Consider the following 23,975-nt stretch of genomic DNA (forward strand, 5'->3'; position numbering starts at 1 on the left):
CGACGAAAGCTAAGCTCCCCGCCCGTGACCACCACCGCCGAGCAAGCAGCGAAAACCCTTCTCGCCCACACCGGTGAGCAGGCCCACGACATCGCCGTCGTCCTTGGCTCGGGCTGGCGCCCCGCCGCCGACGAGATCGGCGCCCCCACCGCCGAGATCCCGATGGCCGACCTCCCGGGCTTCACCGCCCCCACCGTCGCCGGCCACGGCGGGACGATCCGCTCGTTGCGGGTCGCCGACCGCCGGGTCCTGGTGTTGCTCGGCCGCACCCACTTCTACGAGGGTCTCGGCGTCGCGCCGGTCGTGCACGCCGTGCGCACGGCCGCCGCGGCCGGGTGTCGCACGATCGTGCTGACCAACGCGGCCGGGTGTCTGCGGGACGGGATCCCGGTTGGCTCCCCGGTCCTGATCTCCGACCACCTGAACCTGACGGCCACCTCCCCGCTGGTCGGCGCCCAGTTCGTCGACCTGACCGACCTGTACTCGCCGCGGCTGCGTGACCTGGCCCGGGAGATCGACCCGTCGCTGGTGGAGGGCGTGTACGCGGGCCTGCCGGGCCCGCATTTCGAGACCCCGGCCGAGATCCGGATGCTGCGCACGATGGGCGCGGACCTGGTCGGCATGTCGACGGTCCTGGAGGCGATCGCGGCGCGCGCGGCCGGGATGGAGGTCTTCGGGCTGTCGCTGGTGACGAACCTGGCGGCGGGGGTGACCGGTGAGCCGTTGAACCACGAGGAGGTTCTGGAGGCGGGCCGGGCGGCGGCCGGCCGGATGGGGGGCCTGCTGCGGTCGCTGGTGGAGCGGTCATGAGTCTGCCGGCGCCGCTGCGGGACGAGGCGTTCCGGTGGATGGCCGACGATCCGGACGCGGACACGACGCTGGAGTTGCAGCGGGTGGTGGCCAACGCGATGGGCGGCGCCCCGGGCGCGGTGGATGATCTGGCGGACCGGATGAACGGCACGCTGGCGTTCGGCACGGCGGGGTTGCGCGGGCCGGTCCGCGCGGGGTCCAACGGGATGAACCGGGCGGTGGTGTTGCGTGCGACCGCCGGTGTCGCCGCCTGGTTGGTCCACAAAGGACATTCCGGCGGCCTGGTGGTCGTCGGGCGGGACGCGCGGCACGGCTCGGCGGAGTTCGCGGTGGCGGCGACCGAGGTGTTGGTGGCGGCGGGTTTCCGGGTCGCCACGCTGCCCGGCCCGCTGCCGACGCCGGTGACCGCGTTCCTGGTGCGGTCGCTGGGCGCGGTCGCCGGCCTCCAGATCACCGCGTCGCACAACCCGCCGGCGGACAACGGCTACAAGGTCTACACCGACGACGGCGCCCAGATCGTCCCGCCGGACGACCGGCTGATCGAGGCCGGGATCCGGGACGCCCCGCCGGCCAGACTGGTGCCGACCAGCCCCGGCGGCCAGCCGGTCCCCGGCATCGACGACTACCTGGCGCGGGTCGCCACGCTGCCCCGGGGCACGGCACGCGACCTGCGCGTGGTGCTCACCCCGCTGCACGGCGTCGGCGGCGACACGGCGAGGCAGGCGTTGGCGGCGGCGGGTTTCACCGACGTGACGCTGGTCGCCGAGCAGGCCGACCCCGACCCGGACTTCCCGACGGTCACCTTCCCCAATCCTGAGGAGCCCGGCGCCGCCGACCTGCTGCTGGCCACCGCCGAGGCGGCGGACGCGGACCTGGCGATCGCGCTGGACCCGGACGCCGACCGCTGCGCGCTGGGCGTCCGCTTCCCCGACGGCTGGCGCATGCTCACCGGCGACGAGACCGGCTCCCTCGTCGGCGACCACATTCTGTCCACTGTGGACAAGCCGGATCCGTTGGTGGCCACCACGATCGTGTCCTCGTCCCAGCTCGCCCTGATCGCCGCCGCCCACCACGCCCGGCACACCGAGACCCTGACCGGGTTCAAGTGGCTGGCCAGGGCCGGCGAGGGCCTGGTGTTCGCCTACGAGGAGGCGCTGGGCGTGTGCGTCGACCCGGACGCCGTGCGGGACAAGGACGGCATCTCCGCCGCCGTGGTGGCCTGCGACCTGGCCGCCACCCTCAAGGCCGCCGGCCGGGGCCTGCCCGACGCCCTCGACGACCTCGCGCGCACGCACGGCGTGCACCTCACGGCCCAGATCTCCCTGCGCTTCACCGATCTGGCCAGGATCGGCCCGCTGGTCGCCGGCCTGCGCGCCACCCCGCCGACCACCCTCACCGGCACCCCCGTCACCCAGGACAACCCCGCCCCCGACGTCCTGCGCCTGCGCGGCGAGGGCCTGCGGGTGATCGTCCGCCCCTCCGGCACCGAACCGAAGGTCAAGGCCTACCTGGAGATCACCGAACCCCCCACCGACGACCTGCCCGCCGCCCGCGAGAAGGCCACCGCCCGCCTCACCGCCCTGCGCACCGAGGTCGAGTCCCTGCTCAACCCCTGACCCGGTCGCCCGCGCCCGGCGCGGGAGGTTGAATGGCGGCATGGCCAGGTTGTTGATCGTGCATCACACGCCGTCGCCGAGTGTGCAGGGGATGTTCGAGGCGGTGGTGGCGGGGGCGGGAGCCGAGGAGATCGAAGGGGTCGAGGTGGTGCGGCGGGCGGCGTTGGCCGCGACGCCGTCCGACGCGCTGGCCGCCGACGGCTACATCCTCGGCACGCCCGCCAACCTCGGCATGATGTCCGGCGCGCTCAAGGTGTTCTTCGACCTCGCCTACTACCCGTGCCTGGACTCCACCCGGGGCCGGCCGTTCGGGCTGTACGTGCACGGCAACAGCGACACCGCCGGGGCGATCCGGGGCATCGAGTCGGTGGTGACCGGGCTCGGGTGGTCGCAGGTGACGCCGCACGTGTCGGTCACCGGGGAGCCGGCGAAGGCCGATCTGGACGCCTGCTGGGAACTCGGCGCGACCGTCGCGGCCAGCCTCATGTGAACCGGACGCTGCTGACGATCCTGCGCAGGTCGGACTCCGGCGCGGCGTCCGGCACGTCCTGGTCGGCCCGCACCTCGAACAGCAGACAGCCCTTCCCGTCCTTGTGGAGCACCGCCAGCAGGTGGAACGCGGTCACCTCGGCGTCGCACGGGCCGGTCCGTGCCGTGGTGATCCGCGCCTCCCTGATCAGCCGCGACGTCCGGTCGCCGCTGACCTCGCCGAGGTCGACCGAGGCGCCCCGGCCGGCGAACGGGCCGCGCAGCAGCTCCTCCAACCGCTGCTCGACGGCGGTGCTGGGGTCGTCGGCCCGCGCGTCGGACAGCGACACCAGACCCAGGAACGAGTCCGACTGTCCCGGGCAGTACCCCGGCCGGTAGACCGGCTCGCCGCCGTGGACCTCCCAGTCCGGCGGCACCTCGAACGTCACGTCCCGCCCGTTCCACACCTCCCGGACGGTCACCACGTGCCAGGGCCGCGTGGTCGAGGGCGGCGCGCTCACCGACGAAGAGGGCGAGGAAGCGGGCGCGCGGGGTGCGGCCACCGGCTCGCCGGGCACCGCGTCCCCGCCGGCGAACACCAGCGCCGCGGCCAGGGTGAGCACCGCCAGGGCACCGGCCAGGGCGGCGAATCCACGAGTCATGGCGGGATCGTGCCCGCCGCCGCTGTCGCGGCACGCTCACCGGCCGCTCAGGCGCTGGCCTCGGCGAACACGCCCGGGTTGCGTTCCTCCAGGTCCCGTTCGCACTGTTCGTAGTTGGTGATCTTGTGGTTCAGCACGTCCAGGCACGCGTGCAGCTCGGCGATCCGCTCCAGCACCTCGGCACGCTGGGTGACCAGGATCTGTTTGCGCCGGCCGGCGCTGGTGACGCCCTGGTGACGCAGCTTGGCGTACTCGCGCATCATCCGGATCGGCATGCCCGTGGTGCGCAGCCTGGTCAGGAAACCCAGCCAGGCGAGGTCGGTCTCGGTGTACACGCGCCGGCCACCGGAGTCGCGGGCCGGCGGGTCGATCAGTTCGATGCGTTCGTAGTAACGGAGTGTGTCGATCGACAGCCCACTGCGGTGGGCCGCCTCGGCGATCGCGTAGGTCACGGGTTCGACCGTAGGAGCTGGAGTGCGCTCCAGGTCAACTACATATCGGCTTCCTTCGGCTTGGCCCACTGCTCCAGGTGCGCGGCCATCTCCGGGACGCCGATCCTGCCCCGGCCGACCTCCCGCACGAGGTCCAGCGCCTCGTCCTCGTCGGCGTCGACCCACCAGCCGTTCATGTCGCACAGCGCGACCGCCGCGACCCAGCCCAGCCGCCAGTTGCCCTCGGCCAGCGGGCGGGTGCACACGATGGAGTCGAGCAGCGCGGAAGCCTTGAGCCACAACGTGTCGTAGGCCTGCACGCCGAGCACGGTGGCCCTCGGCCGGTGGGCTGCGGCGTCGAGCAGGCCGAGATCGCGCACGACGAGGTCACCACCGGTGACGGCAGCGGCCAGAACGAGTAAGTCGCTGGCGTCCAAATACACGATCACCGAGCGATCATGCCACTACCCACCGACAGAATTCAGGCGGTTCCGATTCTGTCCAGTAATCCCTGGTAGCGGGGTAGCACCCGGCTCAACACCTCGGCGAGTTGCTGTTCCTTCTGCAGTCGGGCCCAGCGGTCGGCCAGCGCCAGCCGCATGATCTCCTGTTTGGAACGGCCTTCGACGGACGCGAGTTCAGCGAGGCGCTGATTCTCCTCGTCCGAGAGCCTCAGGGTCATCGCCATATGCCTCACGGTACCACCGTGATACCACCGCGACGAGACCTCAAACGGCCCCGTACTGCCGGTCTCCAGCGTCTCCCAACCCGGGCACGATGTACCCGGAGTCGTTGAGCCGCTCGTCGACACTGGCCGTGACCAGCCGCACCGGCAGCCCCGACTCGGCGAGGTGGCGGATGCCCTCCGGGGCGGCCAGCGCGCACACCGCCGTCACGTCGGTCGCGCCCCGCCCGGTCAGCAGGCGGATCGTGTACTCCATCGATCCGCCGGTCGCCAGCATCGGGTCGAGCACGAACACCGGCCGCCCGGCCAGCGACGCCGGCAGCGACTCCATGTACGGGGTCGGCTCCAGCGTCTCCTCGTTGCGCGCCAGGCCGACGAACCCCATCTGCGCCTCGGGGATCAGCCGGTGCGCCTGGTCGGCCATGCCCAGCCCCGCCCGCAGCACCGGCACCAGCAGCGGCGGGTTGGCCAGCGCGTAGCCCTCGGTGCGGGCCACCGGGGTGTGGATCCGCTCGGTGCGCACCGGGGCGTCGCGCAGGGCCTCGTAGATCAGCATCACGGTCAGCTCGTGCAGCGCCGCCCGGAAGGTGGCGTTGTCGGTGCGGGCGTCCCGCATGACGGTCAGGCGGGCCTTGGCCAGCGGGTGATCGACGGTGCGCACGTCCATGGGGCGACACCGTAGCCCAGCGGGCCACCGCTAGTCCTGCGCGACGATCGGGTTGCTCAGCGAACCGAGACCCTCCACCGCCACGGTCACCCGGTTGCCCGGCTGGACCGGGCGCACCCCTTCGGGGGTCCCGCTGAGGATCACGTCGCCCGGTTCGAGCGTGGTGAACCGGGTGATGTACTCGATGAGGTACGGGATCGGGAAGATCAGGTCCTTGGTGCGGCCGTTCTGCCGCTCCTCTCCGTCCACCACACACGTCACGGCGACGTCGGTCGGGTCGTAGTCGGTCTCCACCCACGGGCCGACCGGGCAGAACGTGTCGAACCCCTTGCCCCTGGTCCACTGGCCGTCGGACTTCTGGATGTCGCGCGCGGTCATGTCGTTGCCGCAGGTGTAGCCGCCGATGACCGACCACGCGTCGGCCGCCGCCACCCGGCTGGCGCGCCGGCCGATCACCAGCACCAGCTCCGCCTCCGGATCCACCCGCCCGGACAGCGACGGGTACACCACCGGCGCGTCCGGGCCGATCACCGCCGAGGGCGGCTTGAGGAACAGCAGCGGCTCGTCGGGCACCTTGTTGCCGAACTCCTCGGCGTGCGAACGGTAGTTGCGCCCGACGCACATCACGGTGCGCGGCGTGACCGGGGCGAGCAGGGTCGGGTTCGCCACCGCCTGCCCGGTCGGGCGCAGGTCGACGAACGGCGTGCCGTCGGCGGTGGTCACCACGCCCTCGTCGTCGATGACTCCCCAGGCGGCGGCTCCGGCGCTCCGGTAGCGCACGATCTTCATGGACGTCCTTCCTCAGCAACCGTTGTAGTCGTTGGTCCACAGGGCGCCCTCGTTCGCGTCGCCCAGGTCCGGGGTCAGTTCGACCGAGTCCATGGTCTCCAGCGTCGAGCGCACCGCCGCCGGGTCGAAGCACCCGTCGCGGGACAGCGCCGGCAGCAGCGCGTCCAGGGTCTGCTGGATGATCGCCACGTCGTCCTCGCCCATCCGGTCGACGATCTCGGCGGAGGCGGCGGCCGTGTCGGCGGCCACCCGTTCCATCCCGGCGTTGAGGGCACGGCTGAACGCCTGGGCGGTCCGCGGGTTCTCCTCCGCCCACGCCCGGTTGACGGCGAAACCCGTGTACACGAAGTCCTTGAACTCGGGTACGTCGCCGGCCGGGCCGTCGATGAGGACCGTGCCGAAGCCCTCCTGTTCGGCGACGTAGGGGGTGGGCGGGGAGAGCTGGTAGGCGTCGATCTGCCCGGTCTCCAGCGCCGCCAGCAGCGACGCGCCGTCGCCGATCGCGATGATCTCCGCGTCCCGCTCCGGGTCGAGGCCGGCCGAGCGCAGGTAGTGGCGCAGGTACTTGTCGCTGGCCGCGCCCGGCGAGGTGACGCCGAGCTTGAGGCCCTCCAGGGCCGCGTACCGGTCCTCGATCGGCGACTCCCGGGTGACGCCCTTGTCGCGGGCCACGTCGGGGTTCATCACCAGGGTGAAGGTGACCCGCCCGACCAGGTTGTGGGTCATCACCAGGCTCTCCTCGCCCTCCTGGGCGAGCGTGGCGAGGTCGTCCAGGCCCATGTCGGCGAACTGGGCGCTGCCCGACACCACCGCCGACACCCCGTCGACACCGCTCTGCAGCTCGACGATCTCCAGGTCGATGCCCTCGTCGGCGAACAGCCCGTTCTTCTCGGCGACGTACATCGAGGCGAGGAACGCGCTGGGCAGCGAGGTCACCGTGACCGGTTCGAGCCCGCCGGCTCCGGCGTCACCGCCGCAGGCCGCGACCGGCAGCGCCAGCGCCAGCACACCGAGGATCGCGTGACTCCTTCTCATCGTGCCCTCCTTCATTTCTCAGGTGGCGGTTGTCAGGTCGATGCGTTGCCGCTGCCAGCGCAGGGCGTGCCGCAGGGGGCGCAGCAGCAGGTTCATCAGCAGGACGATCACGCTCAGGCACAGCACCCCGGCGAGCACGCCGGCGCTGGAGAACCGGGCGGCGGCGTCCCGGGTGAGGAACCCGAGGCCGCGGTTGGCGGAGATGAACTCGCCGGTGACCGCGCCGATCATGGCCGCCGGCAACGTGATCCGCAGCGCGGCGAGCACGTAGGGCAGCGCGCTGGGCAGCATCACCGTGCGGAACCGGGCGCTCCGGGAGGCGCCCATCACCCGGGTCACGTCCAGCAGGCCCGATGGCACCTGGTGGAAGCCGGCGACGGTGTTGACGAACACGATGAAGAACACGAAGTAGGCGGCGATCAGCACCTTGGGCGTCAGGCCGATGCCGAACCACAGGATGAACACCGGGCCCATCGCCACCGCCGGCACCGAGTACGCCACCAGGAAGTACGGCTCGACGATCCGGTGGGCGGCGCGCGCGAGGCCAAGCGGCCAGGCCACCAGCACCCCGCCGAGCGCGCCGAACACGTAGCCGAGGAACGCGGCGGTGACGGTGAACCGCCCGTGGTACCAGAGTTCGCCGCTGGTGACCCAGTCGCCGACCTGTTCGGCGATGGCGCTGGGCGAGCTGACGAAGAACGGCCGGACCACCTCCCCCGACGCCAGTTCCCAGCCCGCGACCACCACGGCCACGATCGCCAGCCGGGTGGTGAGCAGGAACAGCCGGTTGGCCCGGCGGGCGGCGCGGTGGGTGCGGCGGGTGTCGGCGAGGACCTGCTCGCCCCGGGACGTGGCGGTGGACGTGACGGCGGTGCTCATCCGTGCACCCGCCCGCCGTGGTGACCGGGCAGCAGCCTGGTCTCGGCCAGGCGCAGCACCGCGTTGGCCGCCATCACGACCACGGCGATGATCACGATCCCGGCGAAGACGGTCGCGATGTCGAACGCGCGCGAGGCGCGGGCGACCAGGTAGCCAAGGCCCTGGGTGGAGGCGACGAACTCGGAGAGCACCGCGCCCTCGATGGCCCGGGTGAACGTGATCCGGATGCTGGCCACCACGGCCGGCGCCGCCGCCGGCAGCACGACCTTGCCGACCAGGTCGCGGCGCCGCGCGCCGAACACCCGGCACACCCGCAGCAGCCCGGGGTTGACCTCGCGGATCCCGGTGGCGGTGTTGACGAAGACGATGAAGTAGACCAGCAGCGCCGCCATGATCACCTTGGGTGTCGACCCGAGGCCGAACCACATGATGAACAGCGGCGCCAGCGCGATCTTCGGGATCGAGTAGAAGCCGACCAGGAACGGCTCGAACACCTCGTAGCCGCGCCGGGTCTGCGCCAGGGCGAACGCGCTGGCCAGGCCCGCGCTCGCACCGATCAGGAAGCCGAGACCGGCCTCGCCCAGCGTCACGCCGACGTGGGTGAGGATCGCGCCGTCGGCCGCCAGCTCCCCCATCCGGCCGGCGACCGACAGCGGGTCGCTCACGTACCGGGGGTTGACCAGGTACTCCAGGCCGAACTGCCAGAACAGCAGGATCGCCGCGCCGAGCCCGACCGTGCCGGCCCAGCGCACGGTCCGCTCCCGCCGCCGGCGCCGCCGCTGCGCCGCCCCGGCCTCGGCGAGCACCTCCGCACCCCGGTCCAGGCCGTGGGGCGTGCCGTTGGGCGTGGTCGCGAGCAGGGTCATGAGACACCCCGCGCGTGCTCGATCTCCACCCGGATGTCCGACCAGAGCGCGTCGTGCAGTTCGCCGAAGCCGGGGGTCTCGTGGATGTGGAACGGGTCGCGCGGGCGGGGCAGGTCGACCCGGTAGTCCCGTTTGATCGTGCCGGGGTTGCCGGTGAACACCAGGATCCGGTCGGACAGCGCGATCGCCTCGACCAGGTCGTGGGTGACGAACAGGACCGTGGGCCGCGAGCGTTCCCACAGGCGTAGCAGCTCGGCCTGCAGGATCACCCTGGTCTGGGCGTCCAGCGGACCGAACGGCTCGTCCATCAGCACCACGCCGGAGTCGTAGACCAGGGTGCGGATGATGCCGGCGCGCTTGCGCATACCGCCGGAGAGCTGGTGCGGGTAGTGCTCCTCGAACCCGGCCAGGCCGACCAGTTCGATGAACTCCTGCGCGCGGTCGCGGCGTTCGCGGCGGGGCACGCCGCGCAGTTCCATGCTCAGTTCGACGTTGCCGCGCAGCGACCGCCACGGCAGCAGGTTGTCCTCCTGGGTGATGTAGCCGACCGAGGTGTTCACGCCGTGGACCGGGTCGCCGTCGTGGGCGACGGTGCCGTCGGAGGGCGAGTCCAGGCCGGCGAGCAGGTTCAGGCAGGTGGACTTCCCGCAGCCGGAGGGTCCGACCAGGCTGACGAACTCCCCCGGTCGCGCCTGGAAGGTCACGTCCCGCAGGGCCAGCACGGGTTCGCTGCCGCGGGCGACGAAGGCTTTGTAGACGTGGTCGAAGCGAACGGACTCCGTTGTCTGCTGCATGTCGGGGCGCTCCCTGGGGAATCGGGGGTGGCGTCAGGCGGTGCCCTCCGCTGTGTCCTCCGCGGTGTCCTCCGCTGTGTCCCGCGCGGTGTCCTGCGCGGTGTCCTCCGCGTCGTCGCGCTCTGGACGTTCCACCAGCGTGCTGACGGTCTCGCCGACCGATCGCTTGTGCCACAGGGCGAGCTTCGCGGCGCGGTCGGCGTCCCTGGCGTGCAGCGCGGCCATGATCCCCTCGTGCTCGGACTGGGACCGGGCGAGGCGTTCGGGGACCATCCGGAACACCCGCTGGAAGCCGGAGTGGCGCTGCCAGATGTCCATGGTCAGCTCGCAGAGCATCTGGTTGCCGCAGGCGGCGACGATCGTCTCGTGGAACTGGTGGTTGAGGTCGGAGAAGCGGGGGCCGTCCTGGTCTGCGACGGCGGCGCGCATGAGCACCATGAGGTCGTCGAGGGCGGCGAGTTCGTCGTCGGTGATCCGTTGCGCGGCCAGGCCGGTGGCGATGCTCTCCAGGTGGCCGCGGATGAAGTAGGTCTCCTCGATCTCGCGTTGGGTCAGCGTGGTCACCCGGGCGCCCCGGTAGGGCACCATCTCGACCAGCCCGTCGCGCTCGAGCATGCGTAGCGCCTCGCGGACGGGGATGTCACTGGTCTCGTAGGTGTTGGCGAGTTCTCGCAGGACCAGCCGGGTGCCCGAGGCGAGTTCGTTGCGCAGGATGCGCTCGCGCAGGGCCCGGTAGATCGTCTGCGACTTCAGGTCGGACAAGGACCGCTCCTTGTGATGGGAGTCACGGCAGAACATATCTGATATGATTTTGCCCGTCAACGCTCCACCCGCATCGCCCCACTGACCGGCGCGCTAACCTCACCTACGTGAGTGACCTGCCTGCCGTGCCAGACCCGCGGGACATGCGGGTGTCCAACGACGACCGGGAACGGGTCGCGCAGTTCCTGCACAACTCGATGGCGGAGGGCCGGATCACCGTCACCGAACTGGAGGAGCGGCTCGACAAGGTCTATTCGGCCAAGACCTACGGTGAGCTGGAACCGATCACCCGCGACCTGCCGGCCGGCCAACAGCCGACCGCGCTCCAGGTCCCGACGGCCCAGCCGCTTCCCGCCCCGACCAACCGGATCGGCGGCCGGGGCACCTCCTCGACGGCCATCGCCGTGATGTCCGGCGCGGAACGCAAGGGCGTGTGGACCCTGCCGCCGACGTTCAACGCGGTGGCGTTCATGGGCGGCGTCGAACTCGACCTCACCGGGGCGCGGTTCGAGGACGCCGAGACCACGATCCAGGCGTTCGCCATGATGGGCGCCGTCGAGATCTACGTGCCGGAGGACGTGACAGTCCAGGTGAACGGGTCGGGTTTCATGGGCGCGTTCGAGAACCAGGTGCACGACCAGATGGACCCCCGGCCCGGCATGCCGCACGTGAAGATCACCGGCCTGGCGTTCTGGGGCGCCGTCGAGGTCAAGCGTCGCAAGAAGAAGAAGAACAAGCAGATCGAGGAATAGCCCCGGACCGCTCAGACGGGGACGGCCTCGATGGCGTGGTAGGGGCCGTTCAGCGCGGTGGTGCGTGCCCGGCGCAGACCGGCCGAGGCGAAGATCCGGTCGAAGTCGGCGAGGTCGTGTTCGCGGCCCGGGTGCTTGACGAGCATGTTGAGGTCGAGCAGCGCCGCCGGACCCGGCCGCGAGGTCGGGCCGATCACGATGTCGACGACCACCACCCGGCCGCCCTCGTTCATGGCCTCGCGGCACCGCACGAGCAGCCGGACACAGGCGTCGTCGTCCCAGTCGTGCAGGATGGATTTCACCAGGTAGAGGTCGGCCGGGGGGACGGCGGCGAAGAAGTCACCCGGCCGCGCGGCACACCGCCCGGTCAGGTTCCGCCGGGCGATCTCGCGCCGGGCCGCGTCCGTGGAGTGGGCAGGTCCACGACGATGCCGTTCGTCCCCGGATGCCGTTCGAGCATCGACAGCACGAAGGCCCCGGTGGCGCCGCCGAGGTCGACGATGGTGTCGCCGGGCTTCGCGTCGATCGCCGCGACGGCCTCGCGGATGATCTGGGCGGACAGTTCGGTCATGCCCCGGGTGAACCGGTCGGCCTCGTCGGGGTGCTCGGCGTAGTACTCCCAGATCGACCGGCCGTGCGCCAGGGCCGACTGCTCCGTGCCGGTGCGCACGACGTCGGGCAGCAGGCCCCACAGGCCCCAGTGGCCGGGGCTGCTCGACATGATCGCCGTGTTGCGCAGGGAGTCGGGCGCGTCGGTGCGCAGCCGGTCGAGCAGTGCGGTGGTGGCGAAGCGGCCGGTCGCGTCGTCGTGGGTGAGGAAGCCGAGGAACACCGCGCACCGCAGCAGGCGGAACGTCGCGTCCGGATGGGTACCGACGGACTCCGCGATCTCCTCCGCCGATCGTGGCGTGCCGTGCAGCAGGTCCGGGACCCGGAGTTCGGCGAGGGTCCGCGCCGCCTGGCTGACGAAATCGCCGGTGGTCGCCGAGAGCATCGCGCGATGGTCCCGGATGTCGTAACTCGTCACGTCACTCGTCATGTCGCTCGTCATGTTCTCGTCCTGCCCTCGCTGGACCAGCCGACCGAACCCATGATGTGGCACGGACACCGGCCTGGCGCCGAAAATCACGACGACGGGTCAGGCATTCGCACCATCAGGTGAACGACGCCGGCCCAGCACGACCAGCCCGTCCGCACAAGCCACGAAGATCGACATGTGGACAACCCGGTCACCTGTGGACAACTCGTTCCGGGAGGTCGGGAGGGGCTGGCGGGGCGCATAGACTCGGCGCATGTCCTCACCCCCAACGGCGAGTACGGGGCTACCCCCTCACCTCTCCGACGCGACCCGCGACGAGACGTCCCTGCGGCGCTTCCTGCACGGGCTGCCCGGTGTCGACCAGGTCGGCGTGGAGCAGCGCGCGGCCGGGCTCGCCACCCGCAGCATCAAGAAGGCCTCGAAGCTGTGGGCGATCGACACCGCCATCAGCATGGTCGACCTGACCACGTTGGAGGGCGCCGACACCGACGGCAAGGTCCGCTCGCTGTGCGCCAAGGCCCGTCGGCCCGACCCGGAGCGGCCCGAGGTGCCGCCGGTCGCGGCGGTCTGTGTCTACCCGGACCTGGTGCCCACGGCCGTCGAGGCCTTACGGGGGACGGACATCAACATCGCCAGTGTCTCCACCGCCTTCCCGAGCGGGCGGTCCAGCCTGCCGGTGAAGATCGCCGACACCGAACTGGCCGTGGCCGCCGGGGCGACCGAGGTCGACATGGTGATCGACCGGGGCGCGTTCCTGTCCGGGCGCTACGGGCAGGTGTTCGACGAGATCGCCACCATCAGGCGGGCCAGCGGCGAGGCGCACCTCAAGGTCATCCTGGAGACCGGCGAGCTGGTCACCTACGACAACGTGCGCCGCGCCTCGTGGCTGGCGATGCTCGCCGGGGCCGACTTCATCAAGACCTCCACCGGCAAGGTCTCGCCGGCCGCCACGCTGCCGGTCACCCACGTCATGTTGCAGGCCGTGCGCGACTGGCACACCGCCACCGGCACCGTCCTGGGGGTCAAGCCGGCCGGCGGCATCCGGGTCACCAAGGACGCCATCCGCTACCTGGTGGCCGTGCACGAAGTCGCCGGGCCCCAGTGGCTCACCCCCGACAAGTTCCGCTTCGGCGCGTCCAGCCTGCTCAACGACCTGCTGATGCAGCGCCGCGCCCAACTCGACGGCCACTACAGCGGCCCGGACTACGTAACGGTGGACTGACGTGAACACATGGGAGTACGCCCCGGCACCGGAGTCCCGGGACATCGCCAACCTCAAGCCCAGCTACCGGATGTTCCTCGACGGCCAGTTCGTCGAGGGCGGCGGTGAGCCGCTCAAGTCCGTCAATCCGGCCACCGAGGAGGTCCTGGCCGAGGTCTCCACCGCCGCACCGTCCGATGTGGACAAAGCGGTGAAGGCCGCGCGGCGGGCCCAGGACAAGGTCTGGGGCCGGATGCCGGGCGCCGAACGCGCCAAGTACATCTACCGGATCGCCAGGATGATCGCCGAACGCGCCCGCGAACTGGCCGTGCTGGAGAGCCTCGACAACGGCAAGCCGATCAGGGAGTCGCGCGACGTCGACGTCCCGACCGCGTCCGCGCACTTCTTCTACCACGCCGGCTGGGCCGACAAGCTCGCCTACGCTGGCCTTGGCCCCGACCCGAAACCGCTCGGCGTCGCCGGCCAGGTCATCCCGTGGAACTTCCCGCTACTGATGGCCGCCTGGAAGATCGCGCCGGCCCTGGCCTGCGGGAACACCGTGGTCCTCAAGCCGGCCGAGACCACGCCGCTGACCGCGCTGGTGCTCGCCGAGATCATCCAGCAGGCCGACCTGCCGCCCGGCGTGGTCAACATCCTGCCCGGCGCCGGCGGCGTCGGCGCCGAACTGGTCAACCACGCCGAGGTCGACAAGGTCGCCTTCACCGGCTCCACCGAGGTCGGCAAGCTCATCCAGCGCTCGGTCGCCGGCACCGGCAAGAAGCTGACCCTCGAACTGGGCGGCAAGGCGGCCAACATCGTGTTCGACGACGCCCCGCTCGACCAGGCCGTCGAGGGCATCGTCAACGGCATCTTCTTCAACCAGGGCCACGTGTGCTGCGCCGGTTCGCGGCTGCTGGTCCAGGAGTCGGTCGCCGGTGAACTGCTCGACAAGCTGCGTGTGCGGGTGGCCACGCTGCGCGTGGGCGACCCGCTGGACAAGAACACCGACGTCGGCGCCATCAACTCCCGCGAGCAGCTCACCCGGATCACCGACCTGGTCAGCGCCGGCGAACAGGAGGGCGCCGAGAAGTGGGTGAGCCCGTGTCCGTTGCCGGACAAGGGTTTCTTCGTCGCCCCGACGGTCTTCTCCGGGGTCAGCCAGGCCATGCGGATCGCCCGCGAGGAGATCTTCGGCCCGGTGCTGTCCGTGCTCACCTTCCGCACCCCCGACGAGGCGATCGCCAAGGCCAACAACACCCCCTACGGCCTGTCCGCCGGCATCTGGACCGACAAGGGCTCCCGGATCCTGTGGATGGCCGACCGGCTGCGCGCCGGCGTGGTGTGGGCCAACACCTTCAACCGTTTCGACCCCACCGCGCCCTTCGGCGGCTACCAGGAGTCCGGCTTCGGCCGGGAGGGTGGCCGCGCCGGACTGGAGGCCTACCTCGATGTCTGATCGTCTGACGGTCGCCAAGACCTACAAGCTCTACGTCGGCGGCGCGTTCCCCCGCTCGGAGTCCGGTCGCTCCTACCCGGTGCACGACACCAAGGGCACCTTCCTGGCCAACGCCGCCCAGGCCTCGCGCAAGGACGTGCGGGAGGCCGTGGTCGCCGCGCGCAAGGCCGTCGGCGGCTGGTCGGGCGCCACCGCCTACAACCGGGGCCAGGTGCTCTACCGGGTGGCCGAGTTGCTGGAGGGCCGGCGCGAGCAGTTCGCCGCCGAGATCGCCGCCAGCGAAGGCGTCAACGGCAAACGCGCACAGTCCACAGTGGACGCGGCGATCGACCGGTGGGTCTGGTACGCCGGCTGGACCGACAAGATCGCCACCGTGCTCGGCGCCGCCAACCCGGTCGCCGGCCCGTACTTCTCGTTCTCCGTCCCGGAACCGACCGGCGTGGTCGGCGTCCTGGCCCCGCAGACCTCGTCACTGCTCGGTCTGGTGAGCGTGCTCGCCCCGGTGATCGCCACCGGCAACACCGCCGTCGTGGTCACCAGCCAGGACCGGCCACTGCCGGCGATCACCCTCTCCGAGGTGCTCGCCACCTCCGACGTGCCGGGCGGGGTGGTCAACCTCCTCACCGGCCGCACCGCCGAACTCGCCCCGTGGCTCGCCTCGCACGCCGACGTCAACGCCGTCGACCTGACCGGCGCGCCGGAGTCGCTGGCCGCCGACCTGGAACGCGCGTGCGCCGGCACCGTCAAACGCGTCCTGCGCCGGCGCGCCACCGAGCCCGACTGGACCGAGACCCCCGACATCTCCCGGCTGCGCGCGTTCGTGGAGACCAAGACCGTCTGGCACCCGAAGGGAAGGTGACGGCGGGCAAGGTGACAGCGGGCAAGGTGACGGCGGGACAACGGATCCGAATGCAAACAAGCACTGGTCCACCGGTGGGGATTCCGCCCGAGGCACCGCCACGACCGGGTCCGATGTCCTAGCCTGGACGATCGAGTGGGAGCCGCTGGGGGCTGGCCCGCGTCTGAACCTCCAGGGAGGGGACAGATGACTCACGAGGATCGGATTCCACCACCGCCGCCGGGCTACGACGCGGAGGAAGGCGCCTTCCACGCGTTCACCAGGGGGTTCCGCCCGCTGGCCGACGACCTGCGCGGCAACGGCCTGGCCGACCACACCGGCCTGGACGGCAACGCGTTCTCCCGCGTCGGCAGCGACGTCGGTCTCGCCGACGCCATCCGTAACGCCACCCGGCGCCAGGTCGATCGGATCAACGGGCTGTCGACCACGACCGAGCAGATGGCCGAGGCGGTCGACAACACCTGGACCAACTACGTCGAACTCGAGGACGAGCACTCGATCGGCCTACGCCGCGCCGGAGGTGAGCAGGCATGACCTTCACCGGTCCGATGGTGGAGACCCTCGTGTCCCCCGCCGCCGACGCGCAACGCCAACTCGCCACCGACGACGGCGCCATCGACGGCCTCGACCAGGTGCACGGCTCCGTGCAGACCGCCCTGCACAGCTACGACACCGACGCCGGCTCGCGGACCAGGGCGCTGCAGGACGGCTGGGCCGGCGGCGCCGCCGACCGCCAGGCCGCCGACGCCGCCACGATGACCACCGCCGCCCGCGACATCGGCACCTACAGCGCCGAGGTCCAGGGCGCGGTGCGCGAGGCCGCCGGCATCCTCAAGGTCGGCCAGTCCACCAACCAGCAGCTGATCGACAACTTCATGGACCGCGCCGCGCAGCTCCTCTCGACCGCCGCGGCGCTGCGCCAGGCCGGCGACCACGCCGGCGCGCAGGCCAAGATCGGCGAGCTGATCCGCCTCGGCGCCCAGGTCTCCGGCGAGTCCAGCACCAACCTCGAAGCGGTGATGAACCAGCTGACCGGTGTGGTCACCCGGCTCGACAGCGCCGAGGGCGGCTCGACGGCGCCGGCCGCCGCCCAGCCGAGCGCCCCGCCGTCGGCCTACACCTCCGGTGGCGGCGGTGGGGGCGGCGGAGGCGGGGGTGGCGGCGACTACGGCGGCGGCGGTGGTGGTGGCGTGGCCACCAAGAAGCGGCTGCCGATGGCGATCCCGCCGCAGCCGGGCTCCGGTGTCGCGGTGAACCTGCCCGACGGCAGCACGGTCATGGCGCCCAACGAGACCGCGGCCAAGGCCGTGCGGGCCGCGCTCGGCCAGCTCGGCGTGCCCTACGTCTGGGGCGGCACCTCGCCCGGCGTCGGCCTGGACTGCAGCGGCCTGACCCAGTACGCCTACGGCGAGGGCGGTCTGGACATCCCGCGTACCTCCCGCGAACAGGACATCGGCGCCGAGGTCCCGTCGGCCGACCAGCTGCTGCCCGGCGACCTGATCTGCTGGGAGGGCCACGTCGCCATGTACATCGGCAACGGCCAGATGGTCGAGGCCGGCGACCCGGTTCAGGTCGGCCCGCTGCGCACCACCAACGCCGGCATGCCCTTCGTCGGGTTCTACCGCCCGACCGGGTGAGCACGCCGGCTCGGACACACGGGGAGGGGACGTGGCGGAGATAGACATCGACCACGAGCTGGCGGTGGTGGACCGGCGCGTGCGCGAGGCCGGTGTGCGGGCCGGGGCCGAGGTCGCCAGGGCCGGCCGGATCAGTGGCCGGGCCACCTCACCGGACGGAGCGATCAGCGTGGAGGTCGCCCCGGGCGGGCTGCTCACCGACCTGGCGCTGAGTCCGGCCGCGCTCCAGCTGGACATGGACACCCTCGCCCGGCACATCGTCGCGGTCACCGAGCGGGCCACCCGACTGGCCGGTGGCAACATGCACCGCGCGCTGTCACCAGTCGTCGGCGAGCAGGACCTCGAGTCGCTGGGCTATGTCCCGGTGGACGACGAGGAGGCCGACGCCGACCCCGACGCCGCCTTCGGCGACCCGCTCAAGAACCGGGGTGAGCGCCGGTGATCGATCGTGAACCGCTCAACCGCAGCACCGAGCAGCTCATCGCCGACGGCCGCGCCCGCCAGGACGCGTTGTCCCAAGTGGACACGATCCTCGGCACGGTGACCGGCACCGCGCACGACCGCAACGGCACCGTCGAGGTCACCGTCGACGGGCGGGGCAGGTTGCTGCGCCTGTGGCTGGCGCCCGAGGCCGCCCGCTACGGCGAGCACCTCGGCCGGGTGATCGTGCGGGTCGCGGCCGTCGCCATGGACGACGCCACCCAGTCCGGCTACAACAAGGTCGCGCTGCTGCTCGGCGACAACCTGACCTACGCGCTCGAACAGCTCTCCGGCAGGGCCGCGCCGGCCCGCCGTCAGGACGAGGGCGGCCTCACCGCCGAGCAGTTCCAGGCCCGCCGCGACGAACGGCTGCGCCGCGACGAGGGCGAACCGGCCGCTGGAACCGGTTACGACCCGGATAACGAACTCGCCTCCTTCGACCCATCATCGCTACGCTCCGACCGGTGATCCACGCCGAATCCGGCACCACGTAGAGTGCCGACGTTCTGTGTGCCCACGGATTGCGTGACCAGGAGGTCCAGCAATGTCTCAGGACATCGTCTCCATCGAGCTCGGCCTGCCCCAGGGCGACCTCGTGACGCTGTGGGCGCCGCGCTGGCGTGAGGACGGTGAGGAATGGGAGGCCTTCCTCGGTCATGAGGAGGACCTGTACGCCTTTCCCGACGCCGCGCACCTCGCGGCGTTCGTCCGCACGGTCGGTGAGCACGACCTGTCCGACCACCCCGCGTGGGAGGTGGTCCCGGAGCTGTCGGTGCCCGAACTCCTGCCGGACGAGGCGCACACCTACGACCTGGTCGGCGTGCCGGAGCTGGCGGCCGAGGAGCCGGACACCTGGACCATCGGCGAGCTGGCCGACATCGTCGCGATCGTGCGCTCGCTGGCCGACGTCTGCGAGCTCGACGAGGTGCACGAGGTGCTGAACTCGGCGGCCGGGTTCGCCGTCCTCGAACAGGGCACGTTCCCGTTCACCGGGCGCGAGGGCGAGAAGTTGTGGACCGACCTCGCCGAGACCATCTCGCAGCGCTGGGACGAGGTCCTCGACGCCATCGACGAGGTCGTGGTCGTCCCCGAGGTCGACAAGGCGACCCTGGACGCCACCACCGACGAGTTGGCCGCCTACCAGGCCGAGTCCGAGGAGGCCGAGGACGCGCTGGACGCGGAGGACGCCGAGGACGTGGACACCGCCGAGAGCACCGACTCCGACGCGGAGGCCGACGCCGACGCCGACACCGAGGCCGACGAGGAGGACGAGGACGAGACCGAGCCGGTCGGGTTCTGGGCCGAGGTCGGCATCGACCCGATCAAGATCGTCACGGTGGAGGCGGAGTACTACACGCTGCGCTGCTACCTCGACGACGAGCCGATCTTCCTCGGCGCCGACGGCAAGATCACCGTCACCAAGTCCCCGCGCGCGCTGGCCAAGTACCTGGCCTCCGCACCCGCCGACAACGACCTCGCCGAGGTCTCGACCTGGGACGAGGTGGCCGCCAAGGCCACCGACGGCACCCTCGAGATCGACGTGGAGACCGACAACACCTACGTGCTCAACGGTCTGGCCGACGACTTCGGCGAGGGCCCGGAGGCGGTCGACCCGGTGCAGCTCGACCTCGCGGTCGAGCTGCTGACCGACGCCGCTGACTGGGCCGACGACAAGACCGTGACCGAGGCGCTCGCGCAGTCGGAGAGCCTCGGCTGGCTGGTCTCGTTTATCCTGCGGCCCGACCCGACCCGCCACCGGCACGCGCCGAGCGCGCCGTTCGACGCCGAGCAGCAGGCCTGGCAGCGTCTGGTCGAGGCGTTCGAGGACCGCCTCGACCAGCCCTGAGTCAGCTGCCCATCAGCGCGGCGTAGCCGGGCTTGATGATGTCGTTGGTGATCGCCAGGCGTTCGTCGAAGCCGATGAACGCCGACTTCATGGCGTTGATGGTGAACCACTGCAGGTCCGCCCAGTCGTAGCCGAACGCCTCGACCAGCGCGGTCATCTCGGTGGAGGGCAGGCAGTTGGACATCAGCCGGTTGTCGGTGTTCACCGTGACCCGGAAGCGCAGCTTGGCCAGCAGGCCGATCGGGTGTTCGGCGATCGAGGGCGCCGCGCCGGTCTGCACGTTCGACGACGGGCACATCTCCAGCGGGATCCGGCGGTCCCGCACATAACTGGCCAACCGTCCCAAGTGGATGGTGCCGTCCTCGTCGACCTTGATGTCGTCGACGATCCGCACGCCGTGCCCGAGCCGCTCGGCACCGCAGTGCTGGATCGCCTCCCAGATCGAGGGCAGCCCGAACGCCTCGCCGGCGTGGATCGTGAAGTGCATGTTCTGCTGGCGCAGGTACTCGAACGCGTCAAGGTTGCGGGTGGGCGGGAAACCGGCCTCCGGCCCGGCGATGTCGAAGCCGACGACACCGCTGTCGCGGTGGCGCACCGCGAGTTCGGCGATCTCCAACGAGCGGGCGTTCTGGCGCATCGCGCACAGCAGCGTGCCGATCCGGATCCGCCGGCCGCGTTCCAGCGCCCGCTGCTCACCGAGGCGGAAACCCTCCTGCACGGCCGCGACGATCGCGTCCAGGTGCAGGCCCCGTTCGCTGAACAGTTCCGGCGCGTAGCGGACCTCGGCGTAGACCACGCCGTCGTCGGCGAGGTCCTCGGCGCACTCGGCGGCGACCCGCACGAGCGCCTCCTCGGTCTGCATGACACCGCAGGTGTGCGCGAACGTCTCCAGGTAGCGCACCAGCGAGCCGGAGTCGGCGGCGTCGCGGAACCAGCCGCCCAACGCCGTCGCGTCCTGGGTGGGGAGATCGGTGTAGCCGACGGCGTCGGCGAGTTCGACCACCGTGGCCGGGCGCAGCCCGCCGTCGAGATGGTCGTGCAGCAGCACCTTGGGGGCGGAACGGACAGCCTCCGGGGTCACCGGAACGGGGTTCGACGTCAACATGACGCAACGGTACTCAGCCCGTCCATATCACCCGATCGGGTAATCGCAAGGCCACTCAAGGTCATGCCTGTACGCGGCAACAGCCCGATCTGCCTCCGCTGATCGGCCTAACAGCTCATCGTTGGAGCTGCAATCAACTCACGGGTGGTGTATGGATGCGTTCTCGGAGTGGCTAGGCTCGCAAGGCCGGCCCTGCCCCTCCCCACGACGAAGGTCACCTCCGTGAACGAGAACAATTCGACGGTGTCGTTCGACCGGATGCGCAACATGCTCGTACGCGCCGCTGAGATCCGTGAGAGCGAACAGCAGCAGATCTTCGACACCCTGGACGAAATCCACGCGCGGCTCTCCCCCCTGGAGTCGATCGGGTCGGTGCGCAAGCGCCTCTCCGAAATGCCCGACCGAGGCGAACTGAACACCCTGTCCACCCGCGTCGAGGACGCGATCGCCCGGCTGGAGGCCCAGGACGGCGCCATCGCGGCGCTGACCCGCGCGGTCGAGGCCATCGTCGACAAGCTCGCCACCCCCTTCGCCCAGCTCGACGGCCGGCTCGACGGGGTGACCGGGCGGTTCGAGGGCGTGGCGGGGCGGATGGACGGGCTCGAGGACAAGCTGGCCAACATCCACCGCCGCATCGACGAGCTCGACGCGCACCTGGACAAGCACCTCGACAAGCAGGACCTCAAGCTCGACGCGTTGCCGGCCGCCGTGCACGGCCCGGTCCGCGAACGCATCGACCAGGCCGAGACGAACGTGCGCGGCCGCGTCGACGAGGCCGACGGCGCCCTGCGCGGCCAGCTCGACGCCACGCGCGATGCCCTGCGCCAGTCGGTGTCCGAGGCCGTCGACAAGGTCCAGGGCCGGCTCGGCGACACCGCCAACGCCCTGCACAACAACATCGACGAGAAGGCGACCGGTGTGCGCGGCGCCGTCGACGAGGCGCGCAAGTCGATGCAGGACGCCATCGACGACACGAAGTCCACGGTCGACGGGACCGAGCGCCTGGAGTCGCTGGCGGCGCGCCTGGAGCAGGTCACCGGCCGGTTGGACAGCCTCACGACCCGCCTGGACACCGTCGAAGACGGTTTCACCCAGAAGATCAGCGAACTGGGTGGCGTGGTCACGGACGGTTTGCGCAAGGTCGAGGGCACCCTGACCAACCAGCCGGACAACGACCAGCTGGCGTCGATGGTCCGTACGAGCAACGAGGAGTCCGAACGCCGCATCGGCGGCCACCTCGACGAGGCCATGGCCACCTTCGCCGAACTCATGATGGGCGGCGGCGCCCAGCCGCCCCGCCCGCCGGCGACCCTCCCCCGCCAGACCGCCCGGCGGCGCAACGGAAAGCCCCAGAAGACCATTCGCACCGACGAGCCGGACGAGGCCGAGGCCACGACCTGATCCCGCTGTTCCCGGGCGGCCTGTCCGCCCGGGAACGGCAGCGGGACCTGACCGCCGCGGAAACGGTCAGGGGCGCAGTGTTTCCAGGACCAGCGGGGTGCGTTCCGGTGCGCTGTCGGCGATCGCGTAGCCGCCCTCCAGGGCGGCCAGGGCCGACGGGATCGCGTCCGGGGTGTCCGTGCGCAGTTCCAGGATCGGCTCGCCGGCCGTGACCCGGTCACCGGGCTTGGCACGGCACAGGACGCCGGCCGCCGCCTGCACCGGGTCCTCCTTGCGGGCCCGCCCCGCCCCCAGCCGCCAGGCGGCCACCCCGACGGCGCGGGCGTCCAACGTCGACAGGACACCGGAGCGCCGCGCGGTGACCGTGTGGACGTGCGCCGGCTCGGGCAGGGCCGCGTCCGGGTCGCCGCCCTGGGCGGTGATCATCGCCCGCCAGGTGTCGTAGGCGCGGCCGGAGGCCAGGACCCGCGCCGGGTCGACGTCGACACCGGCCAGCGCCAGCATCTCCCGCGCCAGCGCCAGGGTCAGCTCGACCACGTCGGCCGGGCCGCCGCCACGCAGCACGTCGACCGCCTCGGCGACCTCGACGGCGTTGCCGACCGCACGCCCCAGCGGCACCGACATGTCGGTGATCAGCGCCGAGACCCGCAGCCCGTGCTCCACGCCGATCGCCACCAGCGCACGTGCCAGCTCCCGCGCCGACTCGACGTCGGGCATGAACGCGCCCGAGCCGGCCTTGACGTCGAGCACCAGCGCGCCCGCGCCCTCGGCGATCTTCTTCGACATGATCGACGAGGCGATCAGCGCGACGCACTCCACCGTCCCGGTCACGTCCCGCAGCGCGTAGAGCTTGCGGTCGGCGGGAGCCAGCCCCGAGGTCGGCGCGCACACCACCGCCCCGACCGTCTCCAGCTGCGCGGCGATCTCGGCGGTGGTCAGCTGCGCACGCCAGCCGGGGATCGACTCCAGCTTGTCCAGCGTGCCGCCGGTGTGGCCAAGGCCCCGCCCGGACAGCTGCGGCACGGCCACCCCGCACGCGGCCACCAGCGGCGCCAACGGCAACGTGATCTTGTCGCCGACGCCGCCGGTCGAGTGCTTGTCGACGGTCGGCCGCCCGGCCGGCCAGGTCAGCCGCTCGCCGGAGTCGATCATCGCCCTGGTCCAGCGGGCGGTCTCGGCGGCGGTCATCCCGTTGAGGAAGATCGCCATCGCCAGGGCCGACATCTGCTCGTCGGCCACCTCGCCCCGGGTGTAGGCGCCGACGACCCAGTCGATCTGCTCGTCGGTCAGCCCGCCGCCGTCGCGCTTGGTCCGGATGACGTCGACCGCCGACATCGTGGTCATGGCAGGTCGTCCGGGCCGAAGGCGTGCGGCAGGACCTGACTCATCGGCAGCGGGCCGTCGGGGGTGTCGAGCAGGCAGTCCGGGCCGCCGAACTCGTAGATCACCTGCCGGCACCGGCCGCACGGCATCAGCAGCTCACCGTCGCCGCCCCGGCAGGCCACCGCGACCAGCCGGCCGCCGCCGGTCAGGCGCAGCTGGCCGACCATCGTGCACTCGGCGCACAGGCCAAGGCCGTAGGAGGCGTTCTCCACGTTGCAGCCGACCACCTGGCGGCCGTCGTCGACCACGGCGGCCGCGCCGACCCGCAGGCCGGAGTACGGGCAGTACGCCGAGGCCGCCGCGGTGACCGCCGCGGCGCGCAGTTCGTCCCAGTTCACGCTGTCGATCATCA

General features: G+C 71.5%; 29 protein-coding genes. 13 read left to right on the plus strand and 16 right to left on the minus strand.

What is annotated here, in order from left to right; genetic code table 11:
• Positions 1-24 precede the first annotated feature (24 nt).
• From BLA60_RS40000 to BLA60_RS40010, 3 genes are read left to right on the plus strand one after another with little or no spacing between them, the layout of a single operon-like run.
• Positions 25-810 carry a purine-nucleoside phosphorylase gene (locus BLA60_RS40000; protein WP_075138315.1) on the plus strand — a complete coding sequence of 262 codons (786 nt, stop codon included), beginning with the start codon at positions 25-27 and terminating at the stop codon, positions 808-810.
• Entirely contained in the window at positions 807-2,426 is a 1,620-nt protein-coding gene (locus BLA60_RS40005; protein ID WP_075138316.1) for a phospho-sugar mutase, read from the plus strand. The genes BLA60_RS40000 and BLA60_RS40005 overlap by 4 nt, the downstream gene beginning before the upstream one ends.
• A gap of 40 nt (positions 2,427-2,466) precedes the next feature.
• Positions 2,467-2,916, plus strand: a complete 450-nt coding sequence (locus BLA60_RS40010) for a flavodoxin family protein (RefSeq protein ID WP_075138317.1) — start codon at positions 2,467-2,469, stop codon at positions 2,914-2,916.
• Here BLA60_RS40010 and BLA60_RS40015 read toward each other — a convergent pair.
• From BLA60_RS40015 to BLA60_RS40065, 11 genes are read right to left on the minus strand one after another with little or no spacing between them, the layout of a single operon-like run.
• Positions 2,909-3,556 carry a DUF8017 domain-containing protein gene (locus BLA60_RS40015; protein ID WP_075138318.1) on the minus strand — a complete coding sequence of 216 codons (648 nt, stop codon included), beginning with the start codon at positions 3,554-3,556 and terminating at the stop codon, positions 2,909-2,911. The genes BLA60_RS40010 and BLA60_RS40015 overlap by 8 nt on opposite strands.
• Before the next feature lie 47 nt (positions 3,557-3,603).
• Complete coding sequence (locus BLA60_RS40020; protein WP_075138319.1) at positions 3,604-4,008, minus strand: MerR family transcriptional regulator; 405 nt, start codon at positions 4,006-4,008, stop codon at positions 3,604-3,606.
• A gap of 38 nt (positions 4,009-4,046) precedes the next feature.
• Positions 4,047-4,436 (minus strand): type II toxin-antitoxin system death-on-curing family toxin, encoded by a 390-nt coding sequence (locus BLA60_RS40025; protein ID WP_075138320.1) that lies wholly within the window; start codon positions 4,434-4,436, stop codon positions 4,047-4,049.
• A gap of 32 nt (positions 4,437-4,468) precedes the next feature.
• Positions 4,469-4,675 carry a type II toxin-antitoxin system VapB family antitoxin gene (locus BLA60_RS40030; protein WP_075138321.1) on the minus strand — a complete coding sequence of 69 codons (207 nt, stop codon included), beginning with the start codon at positions 4,673-4,675 and terminating at the stop codon, positions 4,469-4,471.
• Between the two features lie 40 nt (positions 4,676-4,715).
• Positions 4,716-5,339 (minus strand): uracil phosphoribosyltransferase, encoded by a 624-nt coding sequence (upp, locus tag BLA60_RS40035; RefSeq protein ID WP_075138322.1) that lies wholly within the window; start codon positions 5,337-5,339, stop codon positions 4,716-4,718.
• Positions 5,340-5,369: 30 nt separating this feature from the next.
• Entirely contained in the window at positions 5,370-6,128 is a 759-nt protein-coding gene (locus BLA60_RS40040; RefSeq protein WP_075138323.1) for a fumarylacetoacetate hydrolase family protein, read from the minus strand.
• A 12-nt stretch (positions 6,129-6,140) separates the two neighbouring features.
• Positions 6,141-7,163 (minus strand): ABC transporter substrate-binding protein, encoded by a 1,023-nt coding sequence (locus tag BLA60_RS40045; protein WP_162293085.1) that lies wholly within the window; start codon positions 7,161-7,163, stop codon positions 6,141-6,143.
• An 18-nt stretch (positions 7,164-7,181) separates the two neighbouring features.
• The gene (locus BLA60_RS40050) at positions 7,182-8,042 is read right to left on the minus strand and encodes an ABC transporter permease (protein ID WP_084736097.1); all 861 of its coding nucleotides are present in this window, start codon (positions 8,040-8,042) and stop codon (positions 7,182-7,184) included.
• Entirely contained in the window at positions 8,039-8,908 is an 870-nt protein-coding gene (locus tag BLA60_RS40055) for an ABC transporter permease (RefSeq protein WP_084736099.1), read from the minus strand. The genes BLA60_RS40050 and BLA60_RS40055 overlap by 4 nt, the downstream gene beginning before the upstream one ends.
• Positions 8,905-9,702, minus strand: a complete 798-nt coding sequence (locus BLA60_RS40060) for an ABC transporter ATP-binding protein (protein ID WP_075138325.1) — start codon at positions 9,700-9,702, stop codon at positions 8,905-8,907. Before BLA60_RS40060 ends, BLA60_RS40055 begins: the two co-directional genes overlap by 4 nt.
• Positions 9,703-9,735: 33 nt before the next feature.
• Positions 9,736-10,464: a GntR family transcriptional regulator gene (locus BLA60_RS40065; RefSeq protein WP_075138326.1), complete on the minus strand. Its 729-nt coding sequence runs from the start codon at positions 10,462-10,464 to the stop codon at positions 9,736-9,738.
• A 107-nt stretch (positions 10,465-10,571) separates the two neighbouring features.
• Between BLA60_RS40065 and BLA60_RS40070 the strand changes: the two genes are divergently transcribed.
• A complete protein-coding gene (locus BLA60_RS40070) occupies positions 10,572-11,216 on the plus strand; it encodes a DUF1707 SHOCT-like domain-containing protein (protein WP_075138327.1) in 645 nt (214 codons plus the stop codon).
• A gap of 11 nt (positions 11,217-11,227) precedes the next feature.
• Here the strand turns inward: BLA60_RS40070 and BLA60_RS46385 are convergent, their stop codons facing one another.
• Both BLA60_RS46385 and BLA60_RS46390 read right to left on the minus strand, forming a co-directional pair.
• Positions 11,228-11,602 (minus strand): methyltransferase, encoded by a 375-nt coding sequence (locus tag BLA60_RS46385; RefSeq protein WP_084736123.1) that lies wholly within the window; start codon positions 11,600-11,602, stop codon positions 11,228-11,230.
• Positions 11,584-12,267 carry a methyltransferase gene (locus BLA60_RS46390; RefSeq protein WP_084736102.1) on the minus strand — a complete coding sequence of 228 codons (684 nt, stop codon included), beginning with the start codon at positions 12,265-12,267 and terminating at the stop codon, positions 11,584-11,586. The genes BLA60_RS46385 and BLA60_RS46390 overlap by 19 nt, the downstream gene beginning before the upstream one ends.
• A 241-nt stretch (positions 12,268-12,508) precedes the next feature.
• On the opposite strand from BLA60_RS46390, the gene deoC reads away from it, so the two are divergent.
• The 8 genes from deoC (at position 12,509) to BLA60_RS40115 (ending at position 19,734) form a co-directional block, all read left to right on the plus strand.
• Positions 12,509-13,477, plus strand: coding sequence for a deoxyribose-phosphate aldolase (deoC, locus tag BLA60_RS40080; protein ID WP_075138328.1), 969 nt, complete (start codon positions 12,509-12,511; stop codon positions 13,475-13,477).
• 1 nt (position 13,478) lies between these two features.
• Positions 13,479-14,912, plus strand: a complete 1,434-nt coding sequence (locus BLA60_RS40085) for an aldehyde dehydrogenase family protein (RefSeq protein WP_075138329.1) — start codon at positions 13,479-13,481, stop codon at positions 14,910-14,912.
• Complete coding sequence (locus tag BLA60_RS40090) at positions 14,905-15,771, plus strand: aldehyde dehydrogenase family protein (protein ID WP_075138330.1); 867 nt, start codon at positions 14,905-14,907, stop codon at positions 15,769-15,771. Before BLA60_RS40085 ends, BLA60_RS40090 begins: the two co-directional genes overlap by 8 nt.
• Before the next feature lie 186 nt (positions 15,772-15,957).
• Complete coding sequence (locus BLA60_RS40095; protein WP_075138331.1) at positions 15,958-16,305, plus strand: hypothetical protein; 348 nt, start codon at positions 15,958-15,960, stop codon at positions 16,303-16,305.
• Positions 16,302-17,408: a C40 family peptidase gene (locus BLA60_RS40100; protein WP_075138332.1), complete on the plus strand. Its 1,107-nt coding sequence runs from the start codon at positions 16,302-16,304 to the stop codon at positions 17,406-17,408. Before BLA60_RS40095 ends, BLA60_RS40100 begins: the two co-directional genes overlap by 4 nt.
• 31 nt (positions 17,409-17,439) lie before the next feature.
• Entirely contained in the window at positions 17,440-17,850 is a 411-nt protein-coding gene (locus tag BLA60_RS40105) for a YbaB/EbfC family nucleoid-associated protein (RefSeq protein ID WP_075138333.1), read from the plus strand.
• A complete protein-coding gene (locus tag BLA60_RS40110; protein WP_075138334.1) occupies positions 17,847-18,356 on the plus strand; it encodes a YbaB/EbfC family nucleoid-associated protein in 510 nt (169 codons plus the stop codon). Before BLA60_RS40105 ends, BLA60_RS40110 begins: the two co-directional genes overlap by 4 nt.
• 76 nt (positions 18,357-18,432) lie before the next feature.
• Positions 18,433-19,734: a primosomal protein gene (locus BLA60_RS40115; protein ID WP_075138335.1), complete on the plus strand. Its 1,302-nt coding sequence runs from the start codon at positions 18,433-18,435 to the stop codon at positions 19,732-19,734.
• 1 nt (position 19,735) lies between these two features.
• On the opposite strand, the gene BLA60_RS40120 is transcribed toward BLA60_RS40115, so the two are convergent.
• On the minus strand, positions 19,736-20,839 hold the full coding sequence (locus BLA60_RS40120) for an adenosine deaminase (protein WP_154814948.1): 1,104 nt from the start codon (positions 20,837-20,839) through the stop codon (positions 19,736-19,738).
• 258 nt (positions 20,840-21,097) lie between these two features.
• Between BLA60_RS40120 and BLA60_RS40125 the strand changes: the two genes are divergently transcribed.
• A complete protein-coding gene (locus BLA60_RS40125; RefSeq protein ID WP_075138352.1) occupies positions 21,098-22,240 on the plus strand; it encodes a coiled-coil domain-containing protein in 1,143 nt (380 codons plus the stop codon).
• Positions 22,241-22,306: 66 nt separating this feature from the next.
• Here BLA60_RS40125 and BLA60_RS40130 read toward each other — a convergent pair whose 3' ends face one another.
• Positions 22,307-23,584: a thymidine phosphorylase gene (locus tag BLA60_RS40130; protein WP_075138336.1), complete on the minus strand. Its 1,278-nt coding sequence runs from the start codon at positions 23,582-23,584 to the stop codon at positions 22,307-22,309.
• A complete protein-coding gene (locus BLA60_RS40135; protein ID WP_075138353.1) occupies positions 23,581-23,973 on the minus strand; it encodes a cytidine deaminase in 393 nt (130 codons plus the stop codon). Before BLA60_RS40135 ends, BLA60_RS40130 begins: the two co-directional genes overlap by 4 nt.
• Positions 23,974-23,975: the final 2 nt, after the last annotated feature.

Origin of the sequence: Actinophytocola xinjiangensis, from assembly GCF_001921215.1 — a bacterium.
GTDB lineage: Bacteria > Actinomycetota > Actinomycetes > Mycobacteriales > Pseudonocardiaceae > Actinophytocola > Actinophytocola xinjiangensis.